Raw genomic sequence first — 22,573 nt, 5'->3', positions numbered from 1 at the left:
AGTTTTATTGTGAAAAAGTGGTTAGTTGCAGCAGGTTTGGGTCTGGTCATGGCTGCATCTGCTCAGGCAGCAGATAAAATCGCTGTAGTCAACATGGGGAACTTGTTCCAGCAAGTTGCACAGAGCTCAGGTGTTTCTAAATCTCTTGAAAACGAGTTCAAAGGCCGCGCCAGTGAATTGCAAAGCATGGAAAACAGCCTGCAATCCCAAATGCAACGTCTGCAACGTGATGGTTCAACCATGAAAGCCAGCGAGCGTAGCAAGCTGGAAAAAGATGTTATGGCGAAACGTGAAACCTTCCAGAGCAAAGCTCAGGCTTTTGAACAGGATCGTGCCCGCCGTTCTAATGAAGAACGTGGCAAACTGGTTACACGTATCGAATCTGCAGTGAAAAAAGTCGCTGCTGATGAAGGTTACGATGTAGTGCTGGATGCAAACACTGTTGCTTATACCAGCAGTGACGTTAAAGACATCACTGCAGATGTACTGAAACAGGTTAAATAAGTCTCATGCCTTCAATTCGACTGGCCGATTTAGCCCAGCAATTGGATGCCGAGTTACACGGTGATGGCGATATCGTCATCACCGGTGTGGCGTCGATGCAATCTGCCGGGGAAGGCCAAATAACCTTTATGGTTAATCCACGTTATCGCGAGCACCTGGCACAATGCCTGGCTTCAGCTGTTGTGATGACACCGGATGATTTACCTTACGCCAAAAGTGCCGCATTAGTGGTTAAAAATCCCTATGTGACTTATGCGCGTATGGCTCAAATTCTGGATACAACACCGCAACCTGCAAAAAATATTGCGCCAAGTGCTGTTGTCGATGCCACCGCGAAATTAGGCGAAAATGTGGCTATCGGCGCAAATGCGGTTATTGAGTCTGGCGTTGAACTGGGCGATAACGTCGTCATTGGTGCTGGTTGCTTCGTGGGGAAAAATACTCACATTGGTGCAGGTACACGTTTGTGGGCCAATGTCACTATTTACCATGAAATTCAGATTGGCCAGTCTTGTCTTATCCAGGCTGGTACTGTGATTGGGTCTGACGGCTTTGGTTACGCTAATGAACGCGGTAACTGGATCAAAATTCCCCAGCTTGGACGGGTAATTATTGGCGATAATGTTGAGATTGGCGCATGTACCACTATAGACCGTGGTGCACTTGACGATACTGTCATTGGGCAGGGTGTCATTATTGATAACCAGTGCCAGATTGCACATAACGTTGTGATTGGCGACAATACTGCTGTTGCTGGTGGCGTGATAATGGCTGGTAGCCTGAAAATTGGCCGCTACTGTATGATTGGTGGTGCCAGCGTTATCAATGGTCACATGGAAATTTGCGATAAGGTTACAGTAACAGGTATGGGGATGGTTATGCGTCCTATTACTGAGCCTGGCGTGTATTCGTCTGGTATTCCTTTGCAACCCAATAAAGTCTGGCGCAAAACAGCTGCGTTGGTGATGAATATCGATGACCTGACAAAACGTCTTAAAGCCATCGAGCGCAAAGTTAATAAACAAGACTGACGTCACCCGCGCTGACACGGATGTTGCCCGATTATCGGCCTGCAAGCGATCTATTTAGGTTGCCGCAGGCCGTGTTATTATTGCTTTTTAGTATATTGAACAGGAAGAGTATTTTGACTACTGACACTCATACTCTGCACATTGAAGAGATTTTAGAGTTACTGCCGCATCGTTTTCCTTTTTTGCTGGTAGATCGTGTGCTGGATTTTGAAGAAGGCCATTTTCTCCGTGCCGTGAAGAACGTTTCCGTCAATGAGCCGTTTTTCCAGGGACATTTCCCCGGTAAACCGATTTTTCCAGGTGTACTGATCCTGGAAGCGATGGCGCAGGCAACGGGTATTTTGGCATTTAAAAGCGTTGGTAAACTGGAGCCAGGTGAGCTTTACTATTTTGCAGGTATTGATGAAGCGCGTTTCAAACGCCCAGTCGTGCCTGGAGACCAAATGGTCATGGAAGTGACTTTCGAGAAAACACGTCGTGGACTGACCCGCTTTAAAGGTGTGGCTCTGGTTGACGGCAAAGTGGTTTGCGAAGCCACAATGATGTGTGCACGGAGCCGGGAGGCATAATACGTGATTGATAAATCCGCCTTTATTCATCCTACTGCCATTGTTGAAGACGGCGCTGTTATTGGTGCTGGCGCTAACATTGGTCCCTTTTGTATTGTCGGCCCCCATGTGGAAATTGGTTCTGGTACGGTTCTGAAATCCCATGTAGTTGTTAACGGTCATACGAAGATTGGCTGTGACAATGAGATTTATCAGTTTGCTTCTATTGGCGAAGTGAATCAGGACCTCAAATACGCAGGTGAACCAACGCGTGTGGAAATTGGTGATCGTAATCGCATTCGTGAGAGTGTCACCATTCACCGCGGAACAGCGCAGGGTGGGGGATTGACAAAGGTGGGCAGCGATAACCTGTTGATGATCAATGCGCATATTGCCCATGATTGCACTGTAGGAAATCGCTGTATCCTTGCAAATAATGCAACACTTGCCGGGCATGTATCCGTTGATGATTTCGCGATTATCGGCGGGATGACGGCAGTGCACCAATTCTGCATTATTGGCGCTCACGTCATGGTCGGTGGTTGTTCTGGTGTTGCACAGGACGTACCACCGTATGTGATAGCGCAGGGTAACCATGCATCACCATTTGGTGTGAATATTGAAGGCCTCAAACGTCGCGGTTTTAGCCGTGAAGCGATTATGGCTATTCGTAATGCATACAAATTATTGTATCGCAGTGGAAAAACACTGGATGAAGTGAAGCCAGAAATTACTGAACTGGCTGCTAAAGTTCCTGAAGTTGCACTATTCACCGAATTTTTTGAACGCTCGACACGTGGTTTAATTCGTTAAATGAAACCCGCTCGTCCCCTCACTATTGCACTGGTCGCCGGAGAAACCTCCGGCGATATTCTTGGTGCTGGCCTGATAAAAGCCTTAAAAGCACGGATCCCTGATGCTCATTTTGTTGGTGTTGCTGGGCCGCGAATGCAGGCTGAAGGGTGCGAAGTTTGGTTTGAAATGGAAGAACTGGCGGTTATGGGCATTGTTGAAGTATTGGGGCGTTTACCGCGCCTGCTTCATGTTCGCTCTGAGCTGACCCGGCGTTTCAGTGAACTCAAACCGGATGTGTTTGTGGGTATTGATGCGCCAGATTTCAATCTTACCCTTGAAGAACGCCTCAAGCAGCGCGGAATTCGCACCGTTCATTATGTCAGCCCTTCAGTATGGGCGTGGCGGCAAAAGCGCGTATTCAAAATAGGGCGGGCAACAGATATCGTTCTGGCGTTTTTGCCATTTGAAAAAGCCTTTTATGACCGTTATTCGGTGCCATGCCGGTTTATTGGGCACACAATGGCAGATGCAATGCCGTTAGACCCGGATAAACTGGCCGCGCGCAAAACGCTGGGGTTGGATCCGCAGGCACGATGTCTTGCGTTACTGCCGGGAAGCCGGCATGCCGAAGTGTCGATGCTGAGTGCTGATTTTATTGCTACAGCCCAGTTACTTCGTAAGCGTTGGCCGGACCTTGAAGTCGTTGTGCCGCTAGTCAATGCCAAGCGCCGGGCTGAGTTTGAAGAAATTAAACAGCGTGTTGCTCCTGATCTCCCGCTCCATTTGCTGGACGGGCAAGCACGTGAAGCCATGGTCGCCAGTGATGCCGCATTACTGGCCTCGGGTACGGCTGCTCTTGAGTGTATGTTGGCCAAATGCCCTATGGTTGTGGGGTATCGCATGAAACCATTTACTTTTTGGTTAGCTAAACGCCTGGTGAAAACACAGTATGTCTCACTGCCTAATTTGTTGGCCGGGCGCGAGCTGGTGCCGGAATTACTGCAGGATGAATGCCAGCCAGAAAAACTGGCGCAGGCATTAATTCCCATGCTGGAAGGCGGTGATGAGAGCCAGCATTTACATGACACCTTCCGGGCGTTACATGAGCAAATCCGGTGTAATGCGGATGAACAGGCAGCACAGGCTGTACTGGAGTTAGTACAATGAGTGAGTTTATCTACCCGCATACACACAGAGTGGCGGGGGTTGATGAAGTTGGGCGGGGGCCACTCGTTGGTGCAGTAGTTACCGCTGCTGTTATCCTCGACCCAAACCGCCCAATATCAGGTCTGGCTGATTCGAAAAAATTATCAGAAAAGCGCCGCTTGTCACTGTACGATGAGATTGTTGATAAGGCTCTCGCCTGGAGTCTTGGTCGTGCTGAACCGGCAGAAATAGATTCACTAAATATTCTTCATGCTACCATGCTTGCGATGCAGCGAGCTGTTGCAGGTTTGAGCATTTCACCTGAATATGTATTGATAGATGGCAACCGTTGCCCTGTGTTGCCAGTGCCTTCAATGGCTGTTGTCAAAGGTGACAGTCTGGTGGCGGAAATCAGTGCTGCTTCCATTTTGGCAAAAGTCACCCGCGATAAAGAAATGGTCGAGCTGGATTTACAATATCCAGAATATGGGTTTGCTCAACACAAAGGCTACCCGACAGCTTATCACCTTGAAAAACTGGCGGCCTTGGGTGCGACAGAGCATCACCGCCGTAGTTTTGCCCCAGTCAAACGGGCTCTGGGCCTGGCCTGAAACACGGCTGGCTCATTGAGACCATTAACCGGATAGAGAGATGGCTGAACCGCGTTTTGTCCACTTACGGATACACAGTGATTATTCAATGATCGATGGTCTGGCGAAAGTCGGGCCTTTGGTAAAAAAAGCTGCGTCACTCAACATGCCAGCAATGGCCATTACGGATTTCACTAATTTGTGTGGGCTGGTGAAATTTTATGGTGGCGCGCATGGCGTTGGCATGAAGCCTATTGTTGGCGCTGACCTGCAAATGACCAGTGAGATCAGTGGCGATGAAATGACGCAACTGACTGTGCTGGCTGTCAACAATACCGGTTATCAAAACCTGACATTGCTTATTTCTCATGCTTACCAGCGTGGTTATGGTGATGCAGGCCCATGGATTGACCGTGAGTGGTTGGTTGAGTTGAGTGAAGGGCTGATAATTCTCTCTGGCGGTCGCATGGGAGAGGTGGGTAAAGCGATATTGCGTGGCAACGATGTGCAGGTTGAGCAGAGCCTGGCTTTCTGGGAGAAACATTTCCCGGACCGCTTTTATCTTGAGCTGATTCGTACCGGTCGCCCCGATGAAGAAAGCTATTTGCATGCAGCGGTAAAGCTCGCAGAGCAGCATGGTTTGCCTGTTGTCGCAACCAATGATGTCCGTTTCCTGGAAGCGTCAGACTTTGATGCCCATGAGATTCGTGTCGCCATTCATGATGGTTTTACCCTCGACGACCCTAAACGCCCGCGTCTCTATTCTTCGCAGCAGTACATGCGCAGTGAAGACGAAATGTGCGAATTGTTCGCCGATATTCCGGAAGCGTTGGAAAACAGCGTAGAAATTGCGAAGCGCTGCAATGTCACTGTGCGCCTTGGCGAATATTTCCTGCCTCAGTTCCCAACCGGTGATATGTCCACTGAGGATTTCCTGGTTAAAAAATCTCACGAAGGTCTTGAAGAACGCCTTGCTTTCTTGTTCCCGGATGAAGAAGAACGCCAGAAACTCCGACCTCCCTATGATGAACGTCTGGAAACAGAACTCAAGGTTATCAACCAAATGGGGTTTCCGGGCTACTTCCTGATAGTCATGGAGTTTATCCAGTGGTCTAAAGATAATGGTGTTCCTGTTGGCCCGGGCCGTGGTTCAGGTGCGGGCTCACTGGTAGCATATTCACTGAAGATTACTGACCTCGACCCGTTGGCGCTGGATTTACTGTTTGAACGTTTTCTGAACCCAGAACGTGTTTCTATGCCTGACTTCGACGTCGATTTCTGCATGGAAAAACGTGACCGAGTTATTGATCACGTAGCGGATATGTACGGGCGTGATGCTGTTTCCCAGATAATCACATTCGGTACCATGGCTGCCAAGGCGGTTATTCGCGACGTTGGCCGTGTACTTGGGCACCCGTATGGCTTTGTTGACCGTATTTCGAAACTGGTTCCTCCAGACCCGGGGATGACCCTTGCCAAAGCGTTCGAGGCAGAACCCCAGCTACCAGAAATCTATGAAGCGGATGAAGAGGTTCGTGCGCTGATTGATATGGCACGTAAGCTGGAAGGCGTCACGCGTAATGCCGGGAAGCATGCGGGGGGCGTGGTTATCTCGCCCACGAAAATTACTGATTTTGCACCATTATATTGTGATGAACTGGGTGGCCACCCGGTTACTCAATTTGATAAAAGCGATGTTGAATATGCCGGTCTGGTGAAGTTCGACTTCCTGGGCTTGCGCACACTGACCATCATCAACTGGGCGATGGAAATGATCAACGCCCGTCGGGAGCGTGAAGGCCAGCCGCCGTTAGATATTGCGGCGATTCCGCTTGATGATAAAAAAAGTTTCGATATGCTGCAGCGCTCCGAAACAACTGCGGTATTCCAGTTGGAATCCCGTGGTATGAAAGATCTGATCAAGCGACTGCAGCCTGACTGCTTCGAAGACATGATAGCCCTGGTGGCACTGTTCCGGCCCGGGCCATTACAGTCTGGCATGGTGGATAACTTCATTGACCGTAAACACGGCAGGGAAGAAATTTCCTATCCTGATGTTCAGTGGCAGCATGAAAGCCTGAAACCCGTTCTGGAACCGACTTATGGCATCATCCTGTATCAGGAACAGGTGATGCAGATAGCGCAGGTTCTCTCTGGGTATACCCTGGGCGGTGCAGATATGCTGCGGCGTGCCATGGGTAAGAAAAAGCCAGAAGAGATGGCCAAGCAGCGCGGTACCTTCGAAGACGGTGCCAAGAAGAATGGCGTTGACGGCGAACTGGCAATGAAAATCTTTGACCTGGTGGAGAAATTCGCCGGTTATGGGTTTAACAAGTCTCACTCAGCGGCTTATGCACTGGTGTCGTATCAGACGCTCTGGCTCAAGGCTCATTATCCTGCTGAGTTTATGGCAGCAGTGATGACCGCTGATATGGACAATACCGATAAAATTGTCGGGCTGGTGGATGAATGCTGGCGCATGGGGCTCAAAATTCTGCCACCAGATATAAACTCTGGTCTTTATCACTTCCATGTGAATAATGACGGGGAAATTGTGTATGGCATTGGCGCTATCAAAGGTGTGGGTGAAGGCCCGATTGAAGCCATTATTGAAGCGCGCAATGAAGGGGGCTATTTCCGCGAGTTGTTCGACTTGTGTGCCCGCACCGATACTAAGAAGTTAAACCGGCGAGTGCTGGAGAAACTGATTATGTCGGGGGCGTTCGATCGGCTGGGCCCACACCGGGCCGCGCTGATGAACTCTCTTGCCGATGCCCTTAAGGCCGCAGACCAGCATGCCAAAGCTGAAGCCATTGGTCAGGCCGATATGTTTGGTGTACTGGCGGAAGAGCCTGAGCAGGTAGAGCAATCCTACGCCAGTGTAACACCCTGGCCTGAACAGGTTGTTTTGGATGGCGAGCGTGAAACCCTTGGGCTATACCTTACCGGGCATCCCATTAACCAATATTTAAAAGAAATTGAGAGATATGTTGGGGGAATGCGCCTAAAAGATATGCACCCGACCGAGCGGGGTAAAGTTACTACTGCTGCCGGTTTGGTGCTTGCAGCGCGGGTTATGGTCACCAAGCGAGGCAATCGTATTGGTATTTGTACTCTGGATGACCGTTCAGGTCGGCTGGAAGTGATGTTATTTACCGATGCTTTGGACAAATACCAGCAACTGCTGGAAAAAGACCGTATTTTGATCGTCAGTGGACAGGTCAGCTTTGATGACTTCAGTGGGGGGCTTAAAATGACCGCCCGCGAAGTCATTGATATTGACGAAGCCCGGGAAAAATATGCTCGTGGGCTTGCTATCTCGCTGACGGACAGGCAAATTGATGACCAGCTATTAAACCGTCTCCGCCAGTCACTGGAACCCCACCGTTCGGGGACCATTCCGGTACATCTCTACTATCAGAGGGCGGACGCACGTGCGCGGTTACGCTTTGGAGCAACGTGGCGTGTATCTCCGAGTGATCGTTTACTTAACGATTTGCGCAGCCTTATTGGCTCGGAGCAGGTGGAACTGGAGTTTGACTAAAACAGGAATATTATGAGTCTGAATTTCCTTGATTTTGAACAGCCTATTGCAGAGCTGGAAGCGAAAATCGATTCCTTGACCAGCGTAGGCCGTCAGGATGAAAAACTGGATATAAATATCGACGAAGAAGTTCACCGTTTGCGCGAAAAAAGCGTGGAACTGACGCGTAAAATCTTCGCTGATTTGGGGGCCTGGCAAATAGCACAGCTCGCCCGTCATCCTCTGCGTCCTTATACTCTGGATTATGTTCGCCTGGCGTTCGATGAGTTTGATGAGCTGGCAGGAGACCGTGCTTATGCTGACGACAAAGCTATTGTTGGCGGTATCGCACGTTTAGATGGCCGCCCGGTGATGATCATTGGTCACCAGAAAGGCCGTGAAACCAAAGAGAAGATCCGCCGTAACTTTGGTATGCCGGCACCTGAAGGTTATCGCAAAGCATTGCGCCTGATGGAAATGGCTGAACGTTTCAATATGCCAATTATTACCTTCATTGATACCCCCGGTGCTTACCCTGGTGTTGGTGCAGAGGAGCGTGGTCAGTCTGAAGCGATTGCCCGTAACCTGCGTGAAATGTCTCGCCTGAAAGTACCTGTTATCTGCACTGTCATTGGTGAAGGCGGTTCCGGTGGTGCGTTAGCAATTGGTGTTGGCGATAAAGTCAACATGTTGCAGTACAGTACTTATTCTGTGATTTCACCGGAAGGTTGTGCCTCTATTTTGTGGAAAAGCGCTGATAAAGCGCCATTGGCTGCAGAAGCGATGGGGATTACCGCTCCACGTCTTAAAGAGCTGAAGTTAATAGATAGCGTGGTTGCTGAACCGTTAGGGGGCGCTCATCGCAATCCTGAAACCATGGCTGAATCACTGAAAGCACAACTGATTGCAGACCTTGCTGATTTAGATGTGTTAAGCAAAGATGAGTTGCTTGACCGGCGTTATCAGCGTCTGATGACTTACGGTTACGCATAATTAACCGTTTGTCTTAAAGGGCCGCTTAGCGGCCCTTTGTGTTATTGACAACCAAAGGATAAAACGTGGTTTTTCCTTCGGTTGTAGTCATAAGTCGAAAATCAATGCATTGATTTTCCTTGTCTTTTTTTTGGTGTTACCATGATAACACAACGGCGTTAATGGCCTGGTTATCTGTCTTAAAGGGCCGCTTAGCGGCCCTTTTTCGTTTCAGGAATTTGGCAGCCTGGTTATGCTTACCCAAAGGAATAAGTAAAGAGGTAACTGTGAATATTATCGCTATCATGGAAACGCATGGTGTGTTTTATAAAGAAGGCCCATTGCGTGAACTGGCCGATGCCCTGCGCCAGCAGAACTTTCAACTTATCTTCCCAGGAAGCAGTGCCGATTTACTGAAATTGCTTGAGCATAATCCGCGAATTTGCGGCGTGGTGTTTGACTGGGATGACTACGGCCTTGAGTTGTGCCCGGAAATCAACCAACTGAACGAACATTTGCCTTTATATGCGTTCATCAATACGCACTCTACGTTAGATGTCAGTAACAATGAGATGCGTATGGCTCTGTGCTTTTTTGAATACACACTCGGGGTGGCTCATGATATTGCTCAGCGTATTGTTCAGTACACTGATGAATATCTTGATGCCATTACGCCCCCTTTTACCAAGGCCTTGTTTACATATGTTAAAGAAGGGAAGTACACATTCTGTACCCCAGGTCATATGGGGGGAACGGCCTATCAAAAAAGCCCGGTAGGGTGTCTGTTTTACGATTTCTTTGGTGAGAATACCTTAAAGGCAGATGTCTCCATCTCTGTGACTGAACTGGGGTCTTTATTAGACCATTCCGGTCCGCATCTAGAGGCGGAAGAGTATATTGCTCGCACCTTTGGTGCCGAGCAGAGTTATATGGTCACAAACGGGACATCCACTTCGAACAAAATTGTCGGCATGTATGCGGCACCTGCTGGTAGCACAGTGCTGGTTGATCGTAACTGCCATAAATCCCTGACGCATTTGCTGATGATGAGCGATATCGTGCCACTCTGGCTAAAACCGACACGTAATGCTCTGGGAATTTTGGGCGGTATTCCACAATCACAATTTTTACATGAGAGTATTCAGGACAAAGTAGCGTTAACGCCTGGAGCAAGCTGGCCTGTCCATGCTGTGATAACCAACTCTACTTACGATGGTTTGCTATACAACACTAATTGGATCAAGCAAACACTGGATGTCCCGTCCATTCATTTTGATTCCGCCTGGGTGCCTTATACCCAGTTTCATCCTATTTACAGTGGCAAAAGTGGGATGAGTGGTGAGCGGGTGCCGGGGAAGGTGTTTTTTGAAACACAGTCCACACACAAAATGCTGGCCGCACTTTCTCAGGCATCGCTGATTCACATTAAAGGTGACTATGACGAGGAAACCTTTAACGAAGCCTATATGATGCATACTTCCACATCACCCAGTTACCCACTGGTGGCTTCCATTGAAACAGCCGCGGCAATGTTGCGGGGAAATCCCGGTCGGCGGTTGATTAACCGCTCTGTTGAACGGGCTCTGCATTTTCGCAAAGAGATTAAGCGCCTGCGGGAAGAGGCGGATGGGTGGTTTTTTGATATCTGGCAGCCAGAAGATATCGATGAAGCAGACTGTTGGCCTATAGAACCTGGGGATAACTGGCACGGTTTTCACGATGCCTGTCATGCTCATATGTACCTTGATCCTGTAAAGGTCACGATCCTCACTCCTGGTATGGATCAACAGGGTACGATGGCGAGCGAAGGGATCCCTGCTGCACTGGTCGCCAAATTTCTTGATGAACGCGGCGTGGTGGTGGAAAAAACCGGGCCGTATAATCTGCTGTTCCTGTTCAGTATTGGTATTGATAAAACCCGCGCGATGAGTTTGTTGCGTGGCCTGATGGAATTCAAGCGTGCTTATGACCTGAATTTGCGGGTGCGTAACATGCTGCCAGATCTCTATGCAGAGGCACCTGATTTTTATCGCAATATGCGTATCCAAACACTGGCTCAAGGGATCCATGGTCTCATTCAACAGCATGAGTTACCCCGCCTGATGTTAAATGCGTTTGATGTCCTGCCCGAAATGGCGTTGACACCTCATCAAATGTACCAGCAACAGTTACGCGGTAATGTAGAAACTGTAGAGATTGAGAAACTTGCCGGTCGAATTTCGGCGAATATGATCCTACCTTATCCCCCAGGCGTCCCTGTTGTTATGCCCGGTGAACGTATTACTGACGAAAGTAGGGGAGTGCTCGACTTTCTGCTAATGCTCTGTTCCATAGGGAAACATTACCCGGGATTTGAAACAGATATTCATGGGGCGAGGCTTGGAGAAGACGGTGTCTACCGGGTACGGGTGCTAAAAGAATAACGAGCATTTTCATGCGAAAAGAAAAGGATAATGACATTATGCTGGCCATTAAACACATCCATCATATTGCGATAATTGCATCTGACTATGCAGTCAGTAAGGAATTCTACTGCGATATTCTGGGTTTTAGTCTGCTTGCGGAAGTTTACCGTGAAGCGCGGGACTCATGGAAGGCCGATCTCGGTTTGAACGGGCAGTATGTTATTGAGCTTTTCTCTTTCCCTTTTCCACCTGCCCGTCCCTCAAGGCCAGAAGCTTGTGGATTGCGCCACCTGGCATTTGCTGTAGATGATATTCAGGCGGCCGTTGGTGTGCTGCAGAACAAAGGGGTAACCTGCGAACCAGTGAGAACCGATGAGTTCACCGGGAAACAGTTCACTTTTTTCAGTGACCCGGATGGGTTACCCCTCGAACTTTATCAGAGTTAATTACTGTGACGAATGACAGTATGACAGCCATGTTACCTGGCCCTTTATTTTCCTTGTCTGACCTTGGATCTCACCGCCACTTCCTGGTCGGTTTCAGTGGCGGGCTGGATTCTACAGTGTTGCTTCATCAACTGGTTGCACTGCGTGCTGAAAACCCGGCGTTATCTGTTCGGGCGGTACATGTACATCATGGCTTAAGCGTTCACGCTGATGCCTGGCTGGCGCATTGCAGGCAATTATGTCAGTTGTGGAATGTTGAGTTCATCGCCTGCCATGTGGTTGTATCTCCGGATGGCAAAGGGGTTGAAGCTTCAGCACGGGAAGCGCGGTATCAGGCGATTGAAACAGTTCTGGCCCCTGATGAAGCGTTACTTACCGCCCAGCACCTTGACGACCAAAGCGAGACTTTCTTATTGGCATTAAAGCGCGGTAGCGGGCCTGCTGGTCTTTCTGCCATGCCGCGTGAAATGCAGTTTTCCGGCCATGCACTACTGCGCCCATTATTATCACTTTCGCGCACAGAGCTGGAGCATTATGCGCAGGCTGCGAAGCTCCACTGGATTGACGATGACAGTAACACCGATACCAGGTATGACCGGAATTTTTTGCGCCTGGCTATATTACCTGAACTGAAACAGCGCTGGCCCCATTTCCCCCGGGCTGTGGCCAGAAGTGCGCAGTTGTGCGCTGAACAGGAACAACTGCTGGATGAACTGCTTGCTGAAGAGCTTGAAAAACTGGTACAGCCGGGTGGTTCATTACTAATTGCACCTCTGAACACCATGAGCGAAGTTCGGCGTGCTGCAATTTTACGGCGCTGGCTGGCATATCTGGGCGCAAAAATGCCTTCTCGGGAGCAATTAAAACGGCTGTGGGATGAAGTGGCCGCGAGTCGGGACGATGCTATGCCTTGCCTTCATCTGGCACCTTGGGAAGTACGGCGTTTCCAGGGGGCATTATATTTGGTGAACCCTGTAATGGTCCCCAGGAATACTTGCCTGCTATGGGCGTTCCCCCTGGAGCCTTTGCAATTACCAGCAGGGCTTGGGCTGGTTTGTTGTTGTGAAACATCTGGAAAGGGTTTGGTGGTACGGCCACCATCTGCAGATGAAAAAGTGTCTGTCCGTTTTACAGCCCCTGGGGTATTGCATATTGTGGGGAGAGACAAAGGACGGACACTGAAAAAAATATGGCAGGAGCAAGGGGTTCCACCATGGAAAAGGGGAGGAGTTCCGCTGCTGTTTTATAATGAAGAACTTATTGCCGCGGCTGGCTATTTTATCACTCAGCAGGGGGAGCCCAAATCCCAAAAATGGTATTTTGACTGGCGGCAAGAATAAGACAGGGCAGCTTTGCTGCCCTGTGAAATTATGAATCACTGACTACTACAGTGCCAATCTCTGGGTGGCTGAAGCTGGCGATTTTATCAAGACGCAGTTCATGGCTGTTTCCCTTATCATCCAGCACCAGATATTCAACATTTTTACGCGAAATCAAATCCTGTGCTTTTGCTTTTATTACATCACCTGTCTTTAACTCTACAGTCAGCATCAGGTGATGTTGGCAGGCAAGCTCCAGGTTGTCATAGTCATCGCAATTGATAGGTTGGTACGCATCATTCATTGACATAATCGCTCACCAGTAAGTTAGCGGCAGCATAAGCTGCAGGTTCCCTGACAGAATCAGAAAGCGTTTCATCTGAGGCAATGTTATTCAACGTTTTCAACACACAACCCAGCGCATCAGGCACATAGCCCAGGTCGCCACTGGCAATTTCTGAGTAACGTTTGCGAATCAAATCACAATATTTTTCCACATACCCTCCAGTCAGCTTTTGGCTACAGACTTATACATGGGATGCCAGTTAAGCCTACGAAGATAAATGCTGTTTCGCAAGGTGACTATAGCATACTCATCTAATTGATATTACCGCGGGCTTATGTAAAGTCACGCACAAATTCATTAGTTTACCTGCGCAAACTAGTGCTTTTCGTTACAATGCGCATCAGGCGTTTTTGTGGGGGATTTATGGCATTAAAAGCAACGGTTTATAAAGCAACGGTGAATGTAGCGGACCTGGATCGGCACGTTTACCTCGAGCAAAACCTTACTCTGGCTCAGCACCCGTCTGAGACACAGGAAAGAATGATGCTTCGCCTGCTCGCCTGGATAATGTATGCCAGCGAGTCTTTGCATTTTACGCGTGGTTTATGTGCGGATGATGAGCCAGAGCTCTGGATACGTAATGACTTCGGCGGAATTGAACTTTGGGTTGATTTAGGACTCCCAGAAGAGAAGCGCCTTAAGAAAGCCAATAGTCTTTCGGAGAAAGTGGTTTTATTTGCTTATAATTCACGGGCTGCACAAGTGTGGTATGAGCAAATGCGTGGCGTAATCAATGGGTATGCTGATTTGACAGTATGGTATCTGGATGATCAACAACTGGCGCAACTTACAGCGTTGATATCCCGTACGATGTCGCTCCAGGCAACACTTCAGGAAGGTGTTATCTGGTTGTCTGACGGCAGCAATAATCTGGAAATACAACCTCTTCAATGGTGAATCAGGGATGATTAGACTATCAAATAATGTTGTTTTAGAAGACGAAGAGCTGGAGATAACAGCGATTCGAGCGCAGGGAGCGGGTGGGCAACATGTTAATAAAACATCAACGGCAATCCATTTACGTTTTGATATTCGAAAATCTTCATTACCTGAACACTACAAGTCGCGCTTACTGTCTGCTACACATCATTTAATTACTGAAGATGGAATTATTGTTATTAAATCACAATCGTATCGTAGCCAGCATATGAATAAAGATGCCGCAATCTCGCGCCTGGTGAAGTTGATTCGTGAACTGACCAAGGAAGAAAAGGTCCGAAAAAATACGAAGCCAACACGGAACAGTGTTGTGCGACGCCTGGATAATAAGAATAAACACAGTATTGTGAAAACGTTACGCAGTAAGGTTCGTCGTTTTTTTGAGTGAGGCCTGAATGTTTTTTCAAACAAATTGAGAATTGTCAGGCGGTTACCACATCGCTTTTAAGGTATAACGATAATAAAAGACTAATAAGTTCCACTTTTTGGGTGAGTTTAATGCCTGGCTTAAGCCGAAGAAATACTGGATAAGGAATGAGACATTGAGAAACATTATTATAGCTGTAACTGTTGTGCTCAGTAGCATGCTGGCACTTTCAGGCTGTAATAACCGAGCGGAGGGAGTCTCTGTCGTACCTGCAGAGTTCAAACCTATGCAGCAGAGTTACAAGGGGGTTTTACCCTGCGCTGATTGCGGGGGAATTGAAACCGGCCTGTTCTTAGAAAAAGATGGTACATGGGTTATGCAACAAAAATATCAGGGGTACGGTGAAGGTGCGACAATGGCATCTTGGGGAACCTGGGCGAGAACGGCGAATAAACTGATATTAACCGCAACTGATGGTGAAAAATGGTACTTCCATCCTCAGGGCGATACGCTGGTGATGCTGGATAAACAGGGTAATGCCATTCAGTCTTCGTTGAACTATACATTGAAACCGGCACAGCAGCCGCTACCAGTGCACCCGATGACAATGCGTGGGTTGTATAAATATATGGCAGATGCCGCAATTTTTACTGATTGCGCAACAGGTAAGCGGTTCTCCGTTGCCAGTAACGCAGCATTGGAAAGAGGATACCGGGAAAATCGTAATCCTGATATGAAGCCTGTCTTGGTGGTTTTTGAAGCACATTTTACGCGTGAGCCTAACCCTGACACTGGTGTAATGCATATTGCGCTGGTGGCAGATTCTGAGGGTGTTTTTAACGCTGAAACAACTTGTACTACGCAGCAGAAGTAACCAGAAAGCAGACTTTCGTTTATAAAAGAAAAGCCCTGTGTTTTACCAACAGGGCTTTTTAGTCAGTAATGTGGTGTTAACCTTTGATTTGGCTAACGAGGTAATTGAGAACCTCGCCAACTTTAATCATTTTCTTCTCACCTTCACGGCGGTATTTGTATTCGATATCGTCGCTGTCCAGATTACGGTCACCGATAACAACGGTGTGCGGAATTCCAATTAATTCCATATCGGCAAACATAACACCAGGGCGTTCTTTACGGTCATCCAGAAGAACTTCGATACCTTGAGCGCGAAGTTCGTTATACAGGCGCTCAGCCACTTCCTGAACCCGGAAAGATTTGTGCATGTTCATTGGCAGAATAGCAACCTGGAAAGGCGCGATGGCTTCAGGCCAGACAATACCCCGGTCATCATTGTTCTGTTCAATCGCGGCTGCGACTACACGAGTTACGCCAATACCGTAGCAACCCATTGTCAGCGTCTGGTTACGGCCATCTTCACCCTGCACAGTAGCTTTTAACGCTGCCGAGTATTTGGTACCTAACTGGAAGATATGCCCCACTTCGATACCGCGCTTGATAAGCAAAGTACCCTGGCCATCTGGGCTTGGGTCACCTTCAACAACATTGCGGATATCTGCAACAGCAGGCAGTGCAATATCACGTTCCCAGTTGATACCGAAGAAGTGTTTGCCATCAATGTTCGCACCAGCAGCAAAGTCACTCATAGCAGCGACGGTACGGTCAATTACAACCGGTACCGGCATGTTAACTGGACCGAGAGAACCCGGGCCTGCATTAACAACAGCACGAATTTCTTCTTCCGTGGCAAATGTCAGTGGACTGGCAACCAGCGGTAATTTTTCTGCTTTAACTTCGTTCAGCTCATGATCACCACGAACCAGCAGAGCAACAAGAGGATGCTCGCTATCTTCTACGGCTTTTACCAAGAGTGTTTTGACTGTTTTTTCTACAGGCAGATTAAACTGCTCTACCAGTTCTGCGATAGTTTTGGCATTCGGTGTATCAACGGTACTCATTGTCAGTGAAGGCGCTGCACGTTCTGTCGCTGGAGCTACGGCTTCTGCCAGTTCAATGTTAGCAGCGAAATCAGACGCAGTAGAGAAGACAATATCGTCTTCACCGCTTTGTGCCAGTACCTGAAACTCATGGGAAGCACTGCCGCCAATCGAGCCAGTATCAGCCTGAACAGCACGGAAATCCAGACCCATACGGGAGAAAATCTTGCTGTAAGCCTGGTACATGGTGTCGTAAGTTTCTTGCAGTGATTCCTGGCTGGTATGGAAAGAGTACGCATCTTTCATGATAAATTCGCGTGAGCGCATAACACCAAAGCGAGGGCGAACTTCATCACGAAACTTCGTTTGGATCTGGAAAAAATTGAGTGGTAATTGTTTATAGGAACTCAACTCGTTACGAACCAAATCTGTAATAACTTCTTCATGCGTTGGGCCTAATACAAACGGGCGCTCACCACGGTCAACAAAACGCAGTAATTCCGGGCCATATTGTTCCCAGCGCCCACTTTCCTGCCACAAGTCAGCGGGCTGAACAACGGGCATAGACACTTCGATAGCACCGGCATTATTCATTTCTTCACGCACGATGTTTTCGACTTTTTTCAGAACGCGTAAACCGGTAGGCAACCAGGTGTACAAACCGGAGGCCAGCTTACGAATCATACCAGCTCGGAGCATCAACTGATGGCTGATGACTTCGGCGTCGGCGGGTGTCTCCTTAAGAGTGGAGAGCATGTATTGGCTAGTACGCATGTTGTTACGGTTCCAGTTGAACAAAGGTTTCAGGCACAATGCCCGATATAAAAAAGTGGTTTAGTTTACCAGCGTGGGACAGATGTCAAAAGGGTGAACAGTGAAATTAGCATGGCTCCAGCGCGAAGACTTCAGCACCTTGCCCGGTTATTCGCCAGCGAACGTTGAAGTCTGCCAGTAAAACAGCATAGGTTTTACCTGGTGTTTCTGTTTTTCGGTAAGCCGGGCGAGGGTCTTGGGACAAAACTTCGACAATAAACCGTTCTAAGTCAGGGTAGTGTGATGCCTGGTGGTGCAACTGCTCCCTGACCTGGGGGGTAAATGTTATGGAAAGAGCAGCCGGTGGCTCCGTCTGCGCATAACCGGCACGGGCATCCGGTATGGATTCAGCAAAAGGCAGATAGGGTTTGATATCAATAACGGGGGTTCCATCAACCAGATCCAGCCCACCGAGGTGCAAAATCACTTTCTGACCCTGGCACTCTATACGTTTAAGAGCCACCAGTGACTGCCCTACAGGGTTTGGCCTGAAGGTTGATCTTGTGGCGAACACCCCCATTCGCGCATTCCCCCCCAGCCGGGGAGGACGCACTGTGGGACGCCAACCGTTTTCCATTGTTTGGTGAAAAACGAATATCACCCATAAATGGCTAAAGTTCTCCAGGCCGCGAACTGCTTCTGCCTGATTATAAGGCGGGAGAAGGTGCAATTCCCCCCCTATGGCATTAACCAAACCTGGTTGGCGAGGAACAGCAAATTTTTCTTTATAGGGGGAACGGATTACCCCTATCTGATTAAACTCAAAAACGCTCATGGGGCGTTATTTCTCAGAAACCTGTAGAGCAGACCCCTGACATACAGCCTGCCGGTAGCACCCGGGCGTACCACTGGTGACTTCGCAGCTATGCAGCAAAACCGCGTTGGCTTTCATTTTTGATGCATTGATTTGCATGCGTTTGCGTGCTGTGGGGATATTGGGGGGGGAATCCTGGTTACTTGACTGACAAGATTCGCCAGAGACTTCACCTAAATCACGAAAAGGTTTACCCACCAGAGCTGTTGCGTCTGTATATATTTGAACAGGCGCTGTATGGGTCACTTTGGGTTGAGTATGCTCTGTTTTCGGCGGCGTTACGGTGCTTTCAACAGGTTCTACAGGGGATCTATTTAACAATGAGCAGCCGCTGAGAGTACTCGCAAGCGCAATTAAACAGACCGGTAAAGCACGCATAATAATTCCTCGGTAAAAGTGAAAACGGAATAGTTAAAACGGCTGTTATTGAAGCAAGCTATGGCACAAATAACAAGACGGGCTTGCGCCCGTCCTGTAATTATTTGTGCGTTACTAAGGAAAGTTTTACCAACCTTTCACTGCGCCACCGTTAAAAATCTTGTTCGCTGCTTCAGCAACTTCATCAGATTCATATGCTTTGACGAAATTCTTCACGTTCTCAGCATCTTTATTATCTTCACGAGCCACAATCAGGTTTACATACGGGGAATCTTTATCTTCAACAAAGATACCGTCTTTTTCCGGTGTTAAACCAATCTGGCTGGCATAAGTTGTATTGATAACTGCGAGTGCAATTTGTGCATCATCCAAAGAACGCGGTAATTGTGGCGCTTCCAGCTGAACAATCTTCAGGTTTTTCGGGTTTTCGGTGATATCCAGTACGGTCGGCAACAGGCCAACACCATCTTTAAGTTTAATCAGACCCACTTTTTGCAATAACAGTAAGGAGCGGCCCAGGTTAGTCGGGTCGTTCGGTACGGCAATTTGAGCGCCATCTTGCAGTTCGCTAAGAGATTTAATTTTCTTGGAATAACCTGCAATTGGGTAAACAAAGGTGTTACCAACTGGCACAAGTTTATAACCACGGTCTTTAATTTGTTGATCAAGATAGGGTTTATGCTGGAAAGCATTCACGTCAATGTCGCCTTTGCTTAGCGCTTCATTAGGCAGGACATAATCGTTGAAGGTAACCAGTTCGACATCCAGTCCATATTTTTCTTTCGCGACTTTCTGTGCAACTTCGGCAACTTGCTGTTCAGCCCCGACGATAACGCCAACTTTAATGTGGTTAGGATCTTTTTCTTCCTGACCACAACCCACCAGAGCTAAAGAACCGATTAATGCGCCAAGTGCTGCAAAGGTTCTGAATTTAAAAGACATATCCTTTCCTTACTTATATACAGTCGTGTTGATTATGTAATTACTTGTGAGTTACAGCCCGGACGATACGATCGCCACAGAATTGAATCAGGTATACCAACAGTACCAGCAATACCAATACGGTATTCATAACAGTAGCATCATAACCGATATAGCCGTACTGATAACCAATCTGCCCAAGGCCGCCCGCACCCACAGCACCACCCATTGCCGAATAACCGACCAGGGTTATTAGAGTGATAGTAGCGGCATTAACCAGCCCTGCCAGTGCTTCAGGGAGTAAAACTTTGCGAATAATTTGCAGCGGCGTTGCTCCCATTGCGCGTGAAGCTTCAATTAGCCCTGATGGGATTTCCAATAAAGCGTTTTCAACCATACGGGCAATAAATGGTGCAGCCCCTACAGTCAGTGGGACAATGGCAGCCTGAAGCCCGATTGATGTTCCAACAATCAGGCGAGTGAAGGGAATCATCCATACCAATAAAATAATAAAAGGAATGGAGCGAAAAATATTCACCAGTGCAGAAATAGAACGATAGAGTTTCCCGTTCTCAAGGATTTGTCCTGGACGTGTAATATAAAGCAATACCCCTACAGGTAGCCCAAGCACAAAGCCAAAAAAGCCAGAGACAAATGTCATCGCGAGGGTTTCCCAGACACCGCGAACCATCAACCACATCATTGCTTCAGACATAACCCAGTACCTCAATTTTCACATGATGTTGTTGCAAATAAGCGATGGCGGCAGCGGTATCGGCACTCTCCCCATGCATTTCCGCCAGCATAATGCCGAACTTAACTCCACCGGCATAATCCATCTGTGCACTGATAATGTTGTTGTTCACATTAAAGCGTCGGGCTGTTTCCGATAATAGTGGTGCATCTACAGACTGGCCTGTGAATTCAAGCCGAAGTAGCGGGACGGTATCGCCATTGCTGGTGGGGGACAGCCGCTGCACATAATCATCAGGAATATCTAAATGCAGTGTGGATTGGATAAACTGTTGTGCCAGAGGCGTTTTGGGGTGAGAGAACACTTCGCTGACCGTGTCTTGCTCAATGAGTTCGCCATTACTGATGACCGCAACACAATCGCAAATGCGCTTCACCACATCCATTTCATGAGTGATGAGCAAAATGGTTAGCCCCAGGCGACGGTTGATATCTTTCAACAGCTCCAGGATAGCCCGTGTTGTTGCCGGATCGAGTGCACTGGTTGCTTCATCACACAACAGAACTTTAGGGTTACTGGCAAGGGCCCTGGCAATAGCAACTCGCTGTTTTTGACCGCCAGATAAATTGCCGGGGTAAACATCTTTCTTCTCACTCAGTCCAACAAGCTCCAATAGCTCTGTTACGCGTGTATTAATTGCATCGCGCGATATGCCATCCAGCTCAAGGGGTAATGCAATATTCCCAAAAACAGTACGGGAGGAGAGCAGGTTAAAGTGCTGGAAGATCATGCCGATCTGGCGGCGAGCTTTAGTTAATTGTGTGGCAGATAAGGCAGTTAAATCCTGGCCATCAACCAGAACGCTACCTTGCGTTGGGCGTTCGAGCAGGTTAACGCACCGTATTAAGGTACTTTTACCCGCACCGGACGCACCGATTACGCCATAAATTTGCCCAGCAGGAACATGCAGAGACACATCTTTCAGTGCCTGTATTATGCGGTTCCCCTGTTGGAACTCTTTGGTGATGTTAGAAAGTTTAATCATTAGTGCAATTGTTTTCTTATAAAAGTAAGCCGTGGCATTTTATTCTGCCTGATACACCCTCAGGCATCGATGGATATGGATGTTAAGGCATCCAGACGTCTAAATCAATCTAAGTCATCAGGCAAATGTTGTCTGGACGGAAACGTGCGATAATAGCGCCACTTTATTTCGTCAGGAGTCTTCAGGTGGCCCAAACTGTACCCGCTATTTTTCTGGATCGTGATGGCACGATTAATGTCGACCACGGCTATGTCCATGAAATTGATAAATTTGAATTCATTGATGGTGTTATTGAGGCACTGCGTGAGTTAAAAACAATGGGGTTTGCCCTTGTGTTGGTAACTAATCAGTCTGGTATTGCCCGGGGCATATTCAGCGAAGAGCAGTTTGAACAACTGACTGAATGGATGGACTGGTCATTAGCAGACAGAGGTGTTGACCTTGATGGCATCTATTATTGCCCGCATCACCCGGAAGGGACTGTCGATGAATATCGCCAGCAGTGTGATTGCCGTAAACCTCAACCTGGTATGCTGATTTCTGCCCGCGACTATCTACATATAGATATGGCAGCGTCTTATATGGTAGGCGATAAAGCAGAAGATATGCAGGCGGCTCAGGCGGCGGGGGTCGGGACGAAGGTTCTGGTGCGTACAGGCAAACCTGTCACACCGGAAGCACAGGCTATGGCAGATATCGTGGCAGACAGCCTTGCGGACTTACCAAAACTGATAAAAAAGCGCTGAACTGACTAAAAGGTGAGCGGTTGAGTTTTTTTTTGTTTTTTCTGCTTGCCATCCCAAATCATCTCCCTATAATGCGCCTCCATCGACACGGCGGCACGCTTCACTGAGTGCAGTAAGCCGGGAAGATGAAGAGAAAAAATCCTGAAAAATTGGGTTGACTCTGAAAGAGGAAAGCGTAATATACGCCACCTCGCGACAGCAGGCAGAATGCCGGGTCGCACTGCTCTTTAACAATTTATCAGACAATCTGTGTGGGCACTCATAAGCACTGATATCTTAACGTCGAAAGACGCTAAAAATTATCAAGTCTTAAAGAGTGACTAACAGTTAATTCAT

The 22,573-nt window shown here is 48.2% G+C and carries 23 protein-coding genes; 15 read left to right on the top strand and 8 right to left on the bottom strand.

Translation table 11 applies throughout. The annotated features are described in order from the left end of the window. Positions 1–9 precede the first annotated feature (9 nt). The 11 genes from skp to tilS all read left to right on the top strand — a co-directional run bounded on the left by skp (position 10) and on the right by tilS (position 13,300). Positions 10–504, top strand: a complete 495-nt coding sequence (skp, locus tag LC084_RS14020) for a molecular chaperone Skp (RefSeq protein ID WP_226571826.1) — start codon at positions 10–12, stop codon at positions 502–504. A gap of 5 nt (positions 505–509) precedes the next feature. Beyond that, positions 510–1,535, top strand: a complete 1,026-nt coding sequence (lpxD, locus tag LC084_RS14015; RefSeq protein WP_226571825.1) for a UDP-3-O-(3-hydroxymyristoyl)glucosamine N-acyltransferase — start codon at positions 510–512, stop codon at positions 1,533–1,535. A 113-nt stretch (positions 1,536–1,648) separates the two neighbouring features. Beyond that, complete coding sequence (gene fabZ, locus LC084_RS14010; protein WP_036105996.1) at positions 1,649–2,104, top strand: 3-hydroxyacyl-ACP dehydratase FabZ; 456 nt, start codon at positions 1,649–1,651, stop codon at positions 2,102–2,104. Positions 2,105–2,107: 3 nt separating this feature from the next. Continuing rightward, positions 2,108–2,896 carry an acyl-ACP--UDP-N-acetylglucosamine O-acyltransferase gene (gene lpxA, locus LC084_RS14005; protein WP_226571824.1) on the top strand — a complete coding sequence of 263 codons (789 nt, stop codon included), beginning with the start codon at positions 2,108–2,110 and terminating at the stop codon, positions 2,894–2,896. Further along, positions 2,897–4,045, top strand: a complete 1,149-nt coding sequence (gene lpxB / locus LC084_RS14000; RefSeq protein ID WP_226571823.1) for a lipid-A-disaccharide synthase — start codon at positions 2,897–2,899, stop codon at positions 4,043–4,045. Continuing rightward, positions 4,042–4,635, top strand: coding sequence for a ribonuclease HII (gene rnhB, locus LC084_RS13995; protein WP_226571822.1), 594 nt, complete (start codon positions 4,042–4,044; stop codon positions 4,633–4,635). Before lpxB ends, rnhB begins: the two co-directional genes overlap by 4 nt. Positions 4,636–4,675: 40 nt before the next feature. Then, positions 4,676–8,158: a DNA polymerase III subunit alpha gene (dnaE, locus tag LC084_RS13990; RefSeq protein WP_226571821.1), complete on the top strand. Its 3,483-nt coding sequence runs from the start codon at positions 4,676–4,678 to the stop codon at positions 8,156–8,158. 12 nt (positions 8,159–8,170) lie between these two features. Continuing rightward, positions 8,171–9,130: an acetyl-CoA carboxylase carboxyl transferase subunit alpha gene (gene accA / locus LC084_RS13985; protein WP_036105984.1), complete on the top strand. Its 960-nt coding sequence runs from the start codon at positions 8,171–8,173 to the stop codon at positions 9,128–9,130. A gap of 266 nt (positions 9,131–9,396) precedes the next feature. Beyond that, positions 9,397–11,532 carry a lysine decarboxylase LdcC gene (locus tag LC084_RS13980; protein WP_226571820.1) on the top strand — a complete coding sequence of 712 codons (2,136 nt, stop codon included), beginning with the start codon at positions 9,397–9,399 and terminating at the stop codon, positions 11,530–11,532. A 38-nt stretch (positions 11,533–11,570) separates the two neighbouring features. Further along, positions 11,571–11,960 carry a VOC family protein gene (locus LC084_RS13975; protein ID WP_226572112.1) on the top strand — a complete coding sequence of 130 codons (390 nt, stop codon included), beginning with the start codon at positions 11,571–11,573 and terminating at the stop codon, positions 11,958–11,960. A 29-nt stretch (positions 11,961–11,989) separates the two neighbouring features. Next, the gene (gene tilS, locus LC084_RS13970; RefSeq protein WP_226572111.1) at positions 11,990–13,300 is read left to right on the top strand and encodes a tRNA lysidine(34) synthetase TilS; all 1,311 of its coding nucleotides are present in this window, start codon (positions 11,990–11,992) and stop codon (positions 13,298–13,300) included. A gap of 28 nt (positions 13,301–13,328) precedes the next feature. Here the strand turns inward: tilS and rof are convergent, their stop codons facing one another. Together rof and LC084_RS13960 are read right to left on the bottom strand one after the other, a co-directional pair. Then, a complete protein-coding gene (rof, locus tag LC084_RS13965; RefSeq protein ID WP_226571819.1) occupies positions 13,329–13,589 on the bottom strand; it encodes a Rho-binding antiterminator in 261 nt (86 codons plus the stop codon). Further along, a complete protein-coding gene (locus LC084_RS13960) occupies positions 13,576–13,776 on the bottom strand; it encodes a YaeP family protein (RefSeq protein ID WP_226571818.1) in 201 nt (66 codons plus the stop codon). Before LC084_RS13960 ends, rof begins: the two co-directional genes overlap by 14 nt. Positions 13,777–13,988: 212 nt before the next feature. On the opposite strand from LC084_RS13960, the gene LC084_RS13955 reads away from it, so the two are divergent. From LC084_RS13955 to nlpE, 3 genes are all read left to right on the top strand, one after another. Continuing rightward, positions 13,989–14,522, top strand: coding sequence for a YaeQ family protein (locus LC084_RS13955; protein WP_226571817.1), 534 nt, complete (start codon positions 13,989–13,991; stop codon positions 14,520–14,522). A 7-nt stretch (positions 14,523–14,529) separates the two neighbouring features. Continuing rightward, entirely contained in the window at positions 14,530–14,952 is a 423-nt protein-coding gene (gene arfB / locus LC084_RS13950; protein WP_226571816.1) for an alternative ribosome rescue aminoacyl-tRNA hydrolase ArfB, read from the top strand. A gap of 154 nt (positions 14,953–15,106) precedes the next feature. Continuing rightward, positions 15,107–15,805: an envelope stress response activation lipoprotein NlpE gene (gene nlpE, locus LC084_RS13945; RefSeq protein WP_226571815.1), complete on the top strand. Its 699-nt coding sequence runs from the start codon at positions 15,107–15,109 to the stop codon at positions 15,803–15,805. A gap of 76 nt (positions 15,806–15,881) precedes the next feature. Here the strand turns inward: nlpE and proS are convergent, their stop codons facing one another. From proS to metN, 6 genes are all read right to left on the bottom strand, one after another. After that, positions 15,882–17,600, bottom strand: coding sequence for a proline--tRNA ligase (gene proS, locus LC084_RS13940; protein ID WP_226571814.1), 1,719 nt, complete (start codon positions 17,598–17,600; stop codon positions 15,882–15,884). A 106-nt stretch (positions 17,601–17,706) separates the two neighbouring features. Beyond that, the gene (gene tsaA / locus LC084_RS13935) at positions 17,707–18,414 is read right to left on the bottom strand and encodes a tRNA (N6-threonylcarbamoyladenosine(37)-N6)-methyltransferase TrmO (protein ID WP_226571813.1); all 708 of its coding nucleotides are present in this window, start codon (positions 18,412–18,414) and stop codon (positions 17,707–17,709) included. 6 nt (positions 18,415–18,420) lie between these two features. Beyond that, positions 18,421–18,831: an Rcs stress response system protein RcsF gene (rcsF, locus tag LC084_RS13930; protein ID WP_226571812.1), complete on the bottom strand. Its 411-nt coding sequence runs from the start codon at positions 18,829–18,831 to the stop codon at positions 18,421–18,423. Between the two features lie 126 nt (positions 18,832–18,957). Beyond that, on the bottom strand, positions 18,958–19,773 hold the full coding sequence (locus LC084_RS13925) for a MetQ/NlpA family lipoprotein (RefSeq protein WP_226571811.1): 816 nt from the start codon (positions 19,771–19,773) through the stop codon (positions 18,958–18,960). A gap of 40 nt (positions 19,774–19,813) precedes the next feature. Continuing rightward, positions 19,814–20,467: a methionine ABC transporter permease MetI gene (locus LC084_RS13920; RefSeq protein ID WP_036105950.1), complete on the bottom strand. Its 654-nt coding sequence runs from the start codon at positions 20,465–20,467 to the stop codon at positions 19,814–19,816. Continuing rightward, positions 20,460–21,491 (bottom strand): methionine ABC transporter ATP-binding protein MetN, encoded by a 1,032-nt coding sequence (metN, locus tag LC084_RS13915; RefSeq protein ID WP_226571810.1) that lies wholly within the window; start codon positions 21,489–21,491, stop codon positions 20,460–20,462. Before metN ends, LC084_RS13920 begins: the two co-directional genes overlap by 8 nt. Positions 21,492–21,676: 185 nt before the next feature. Here metN and gmhB point away from each other — a divergent pair, with 185 nt between their 5' ends. Continuing rightward, entirely contained in the window at positions 21,677–22,237 is a 561-nt protein-coding gene (gene gmhB / locus LC084_RS13910; protein WP_226571809.1) for a D-glycero-beta-D-manno-heptose 1,7-bisphosphate 7-phosphatase, read from the top strand. Positions 22,238–22,573 lie beyond the last annotated feature (336 nt).

This window comes from Mangrovibacter yixingensis (assembly GCF_020523985.1).
GTDB lineage: Bacteria > Pseudomonadota > Gammaproteobacteria > Enterobacterales > Enterobacteriaceae > Mangrovibacter > Mangrovibacter yixingensis.
This window is presented reverse-complemented; position numbering and strand designations above follow the sequence as displayed.

What these genes read in the sequence shown, in the direction of transcription:
- arfB (WP_226571816.1), top strand. Translation starts at nt 14,530, where the DNA reads ATGATTAGACTATCAAATAATGTTGTTTTAGAAGACGAAGAGCTGGAG.
- LC084_RS13920 (WP_036105950.1), bottom strand. Translation starts at nt 20,467, where the DNA reads ATGTCTGAAGCAATGATGTGGTTGATGGTTCGCGGTGTCTGGGAAACC.
- proS (WP_226571814.1), bottom strand. Translation starts at nt 17,600, where the DNA reads ATGCGTACTAGCCAATACATGCTCTCCACTCTTAAGGAGACACCCGCC.
- rof (WP_226571819.1), bottom strand. Translation starts at nt 13,589, where the DNA reads ATGTCAATGAATGATGCGTACCAACCTATCAATTGCGATGACTATGAC.
- rcsF (WP_226571812.1), bottom strand. Translation starts at nt 18,831, where the DNA reads ATGCGTGCTTTACCGGTCTGTTTAATTGCGCTTGCGAGTACTCTCAGC.
- lpxB (WP_226571823.1), top strand. Translation starts at nt 2,897, where the DNA reads ATGAAACCCGCTCGTCCCCTCACTATTGCACTGGTCGCCGGAGAAACC.
- LC084_RS13925 (WP_226571811.1), bottom strand. Translation starts at nt 19,773, where the DNA reads ATGTCTTTTAAATTCAGAACCTTTGCAGCACTTGGCGCATTAATCGGT.
- LC084_RS13975 (WP_226572112.1), top strand. Translation starts at nt 11,571, where the DNA reads ATGCTGGCCATTAAACACATCCATCATATTGCGATAATTGCATCTGAC.
- tsaA (WP_226571813.1), bottom strand. Translation starts at nt 18,414, where the DNA reads ATGAGCGTTTTTGAGTTTAATCAGATAGGGGTAATCCGTTCCCCCTAT.
- tilS (WP_226572111.1), top strand. Translation starts at nt 11,990, where the DNA reads ATGTTACCTGGCCCTTTATTTTCCTTGTCTGACCTTGGATCTCACCGC.
- rnhB (WP_226571822.1), top strand. Translation starts at nt 4,042, where the DNA reads ATGAGTGAGTTTATCTACCCGCATACACACAGAGTGGCGGGGGTTGAT.
- metN (WP_226571810.1), bottom strand. Translation starts at nt 21,491, where the DNA reads ATGATTAAACTTTCTAACATCACCAAAGAGTTCCAACAGGGGAACCGC.
- LC084_RS13955 (WP_226571817.1), top strand. Translation starts at nt 13,989, where the DNA reads ATGGCATTAAAAGCAACGGTTTATAAAGCAACGGTGAATGTAGCGGAC.
- accA (WP_036105984.1), top strand. Translation starts at nt 8,171, where the DNA reads ATGAGTCTGAATTTCCTTGATTTTGAACAGCCTATTGCAGAGCTGGAA.
- dnaE (WP_226571821.1), top strand. Translation starts at nt 4,676, where the DNA reads ATGGCTGAACCGCGTTTTGTCCACTTACGGATACACAGTGATTATTCA.
- lpxD (WP_226571825.1), top strand. Translation starts at nt 510, where the DNA reads ATGCCTTCAATTCGACTGGCCGATTTAGCCCAGCAATTGGATGCCGAG.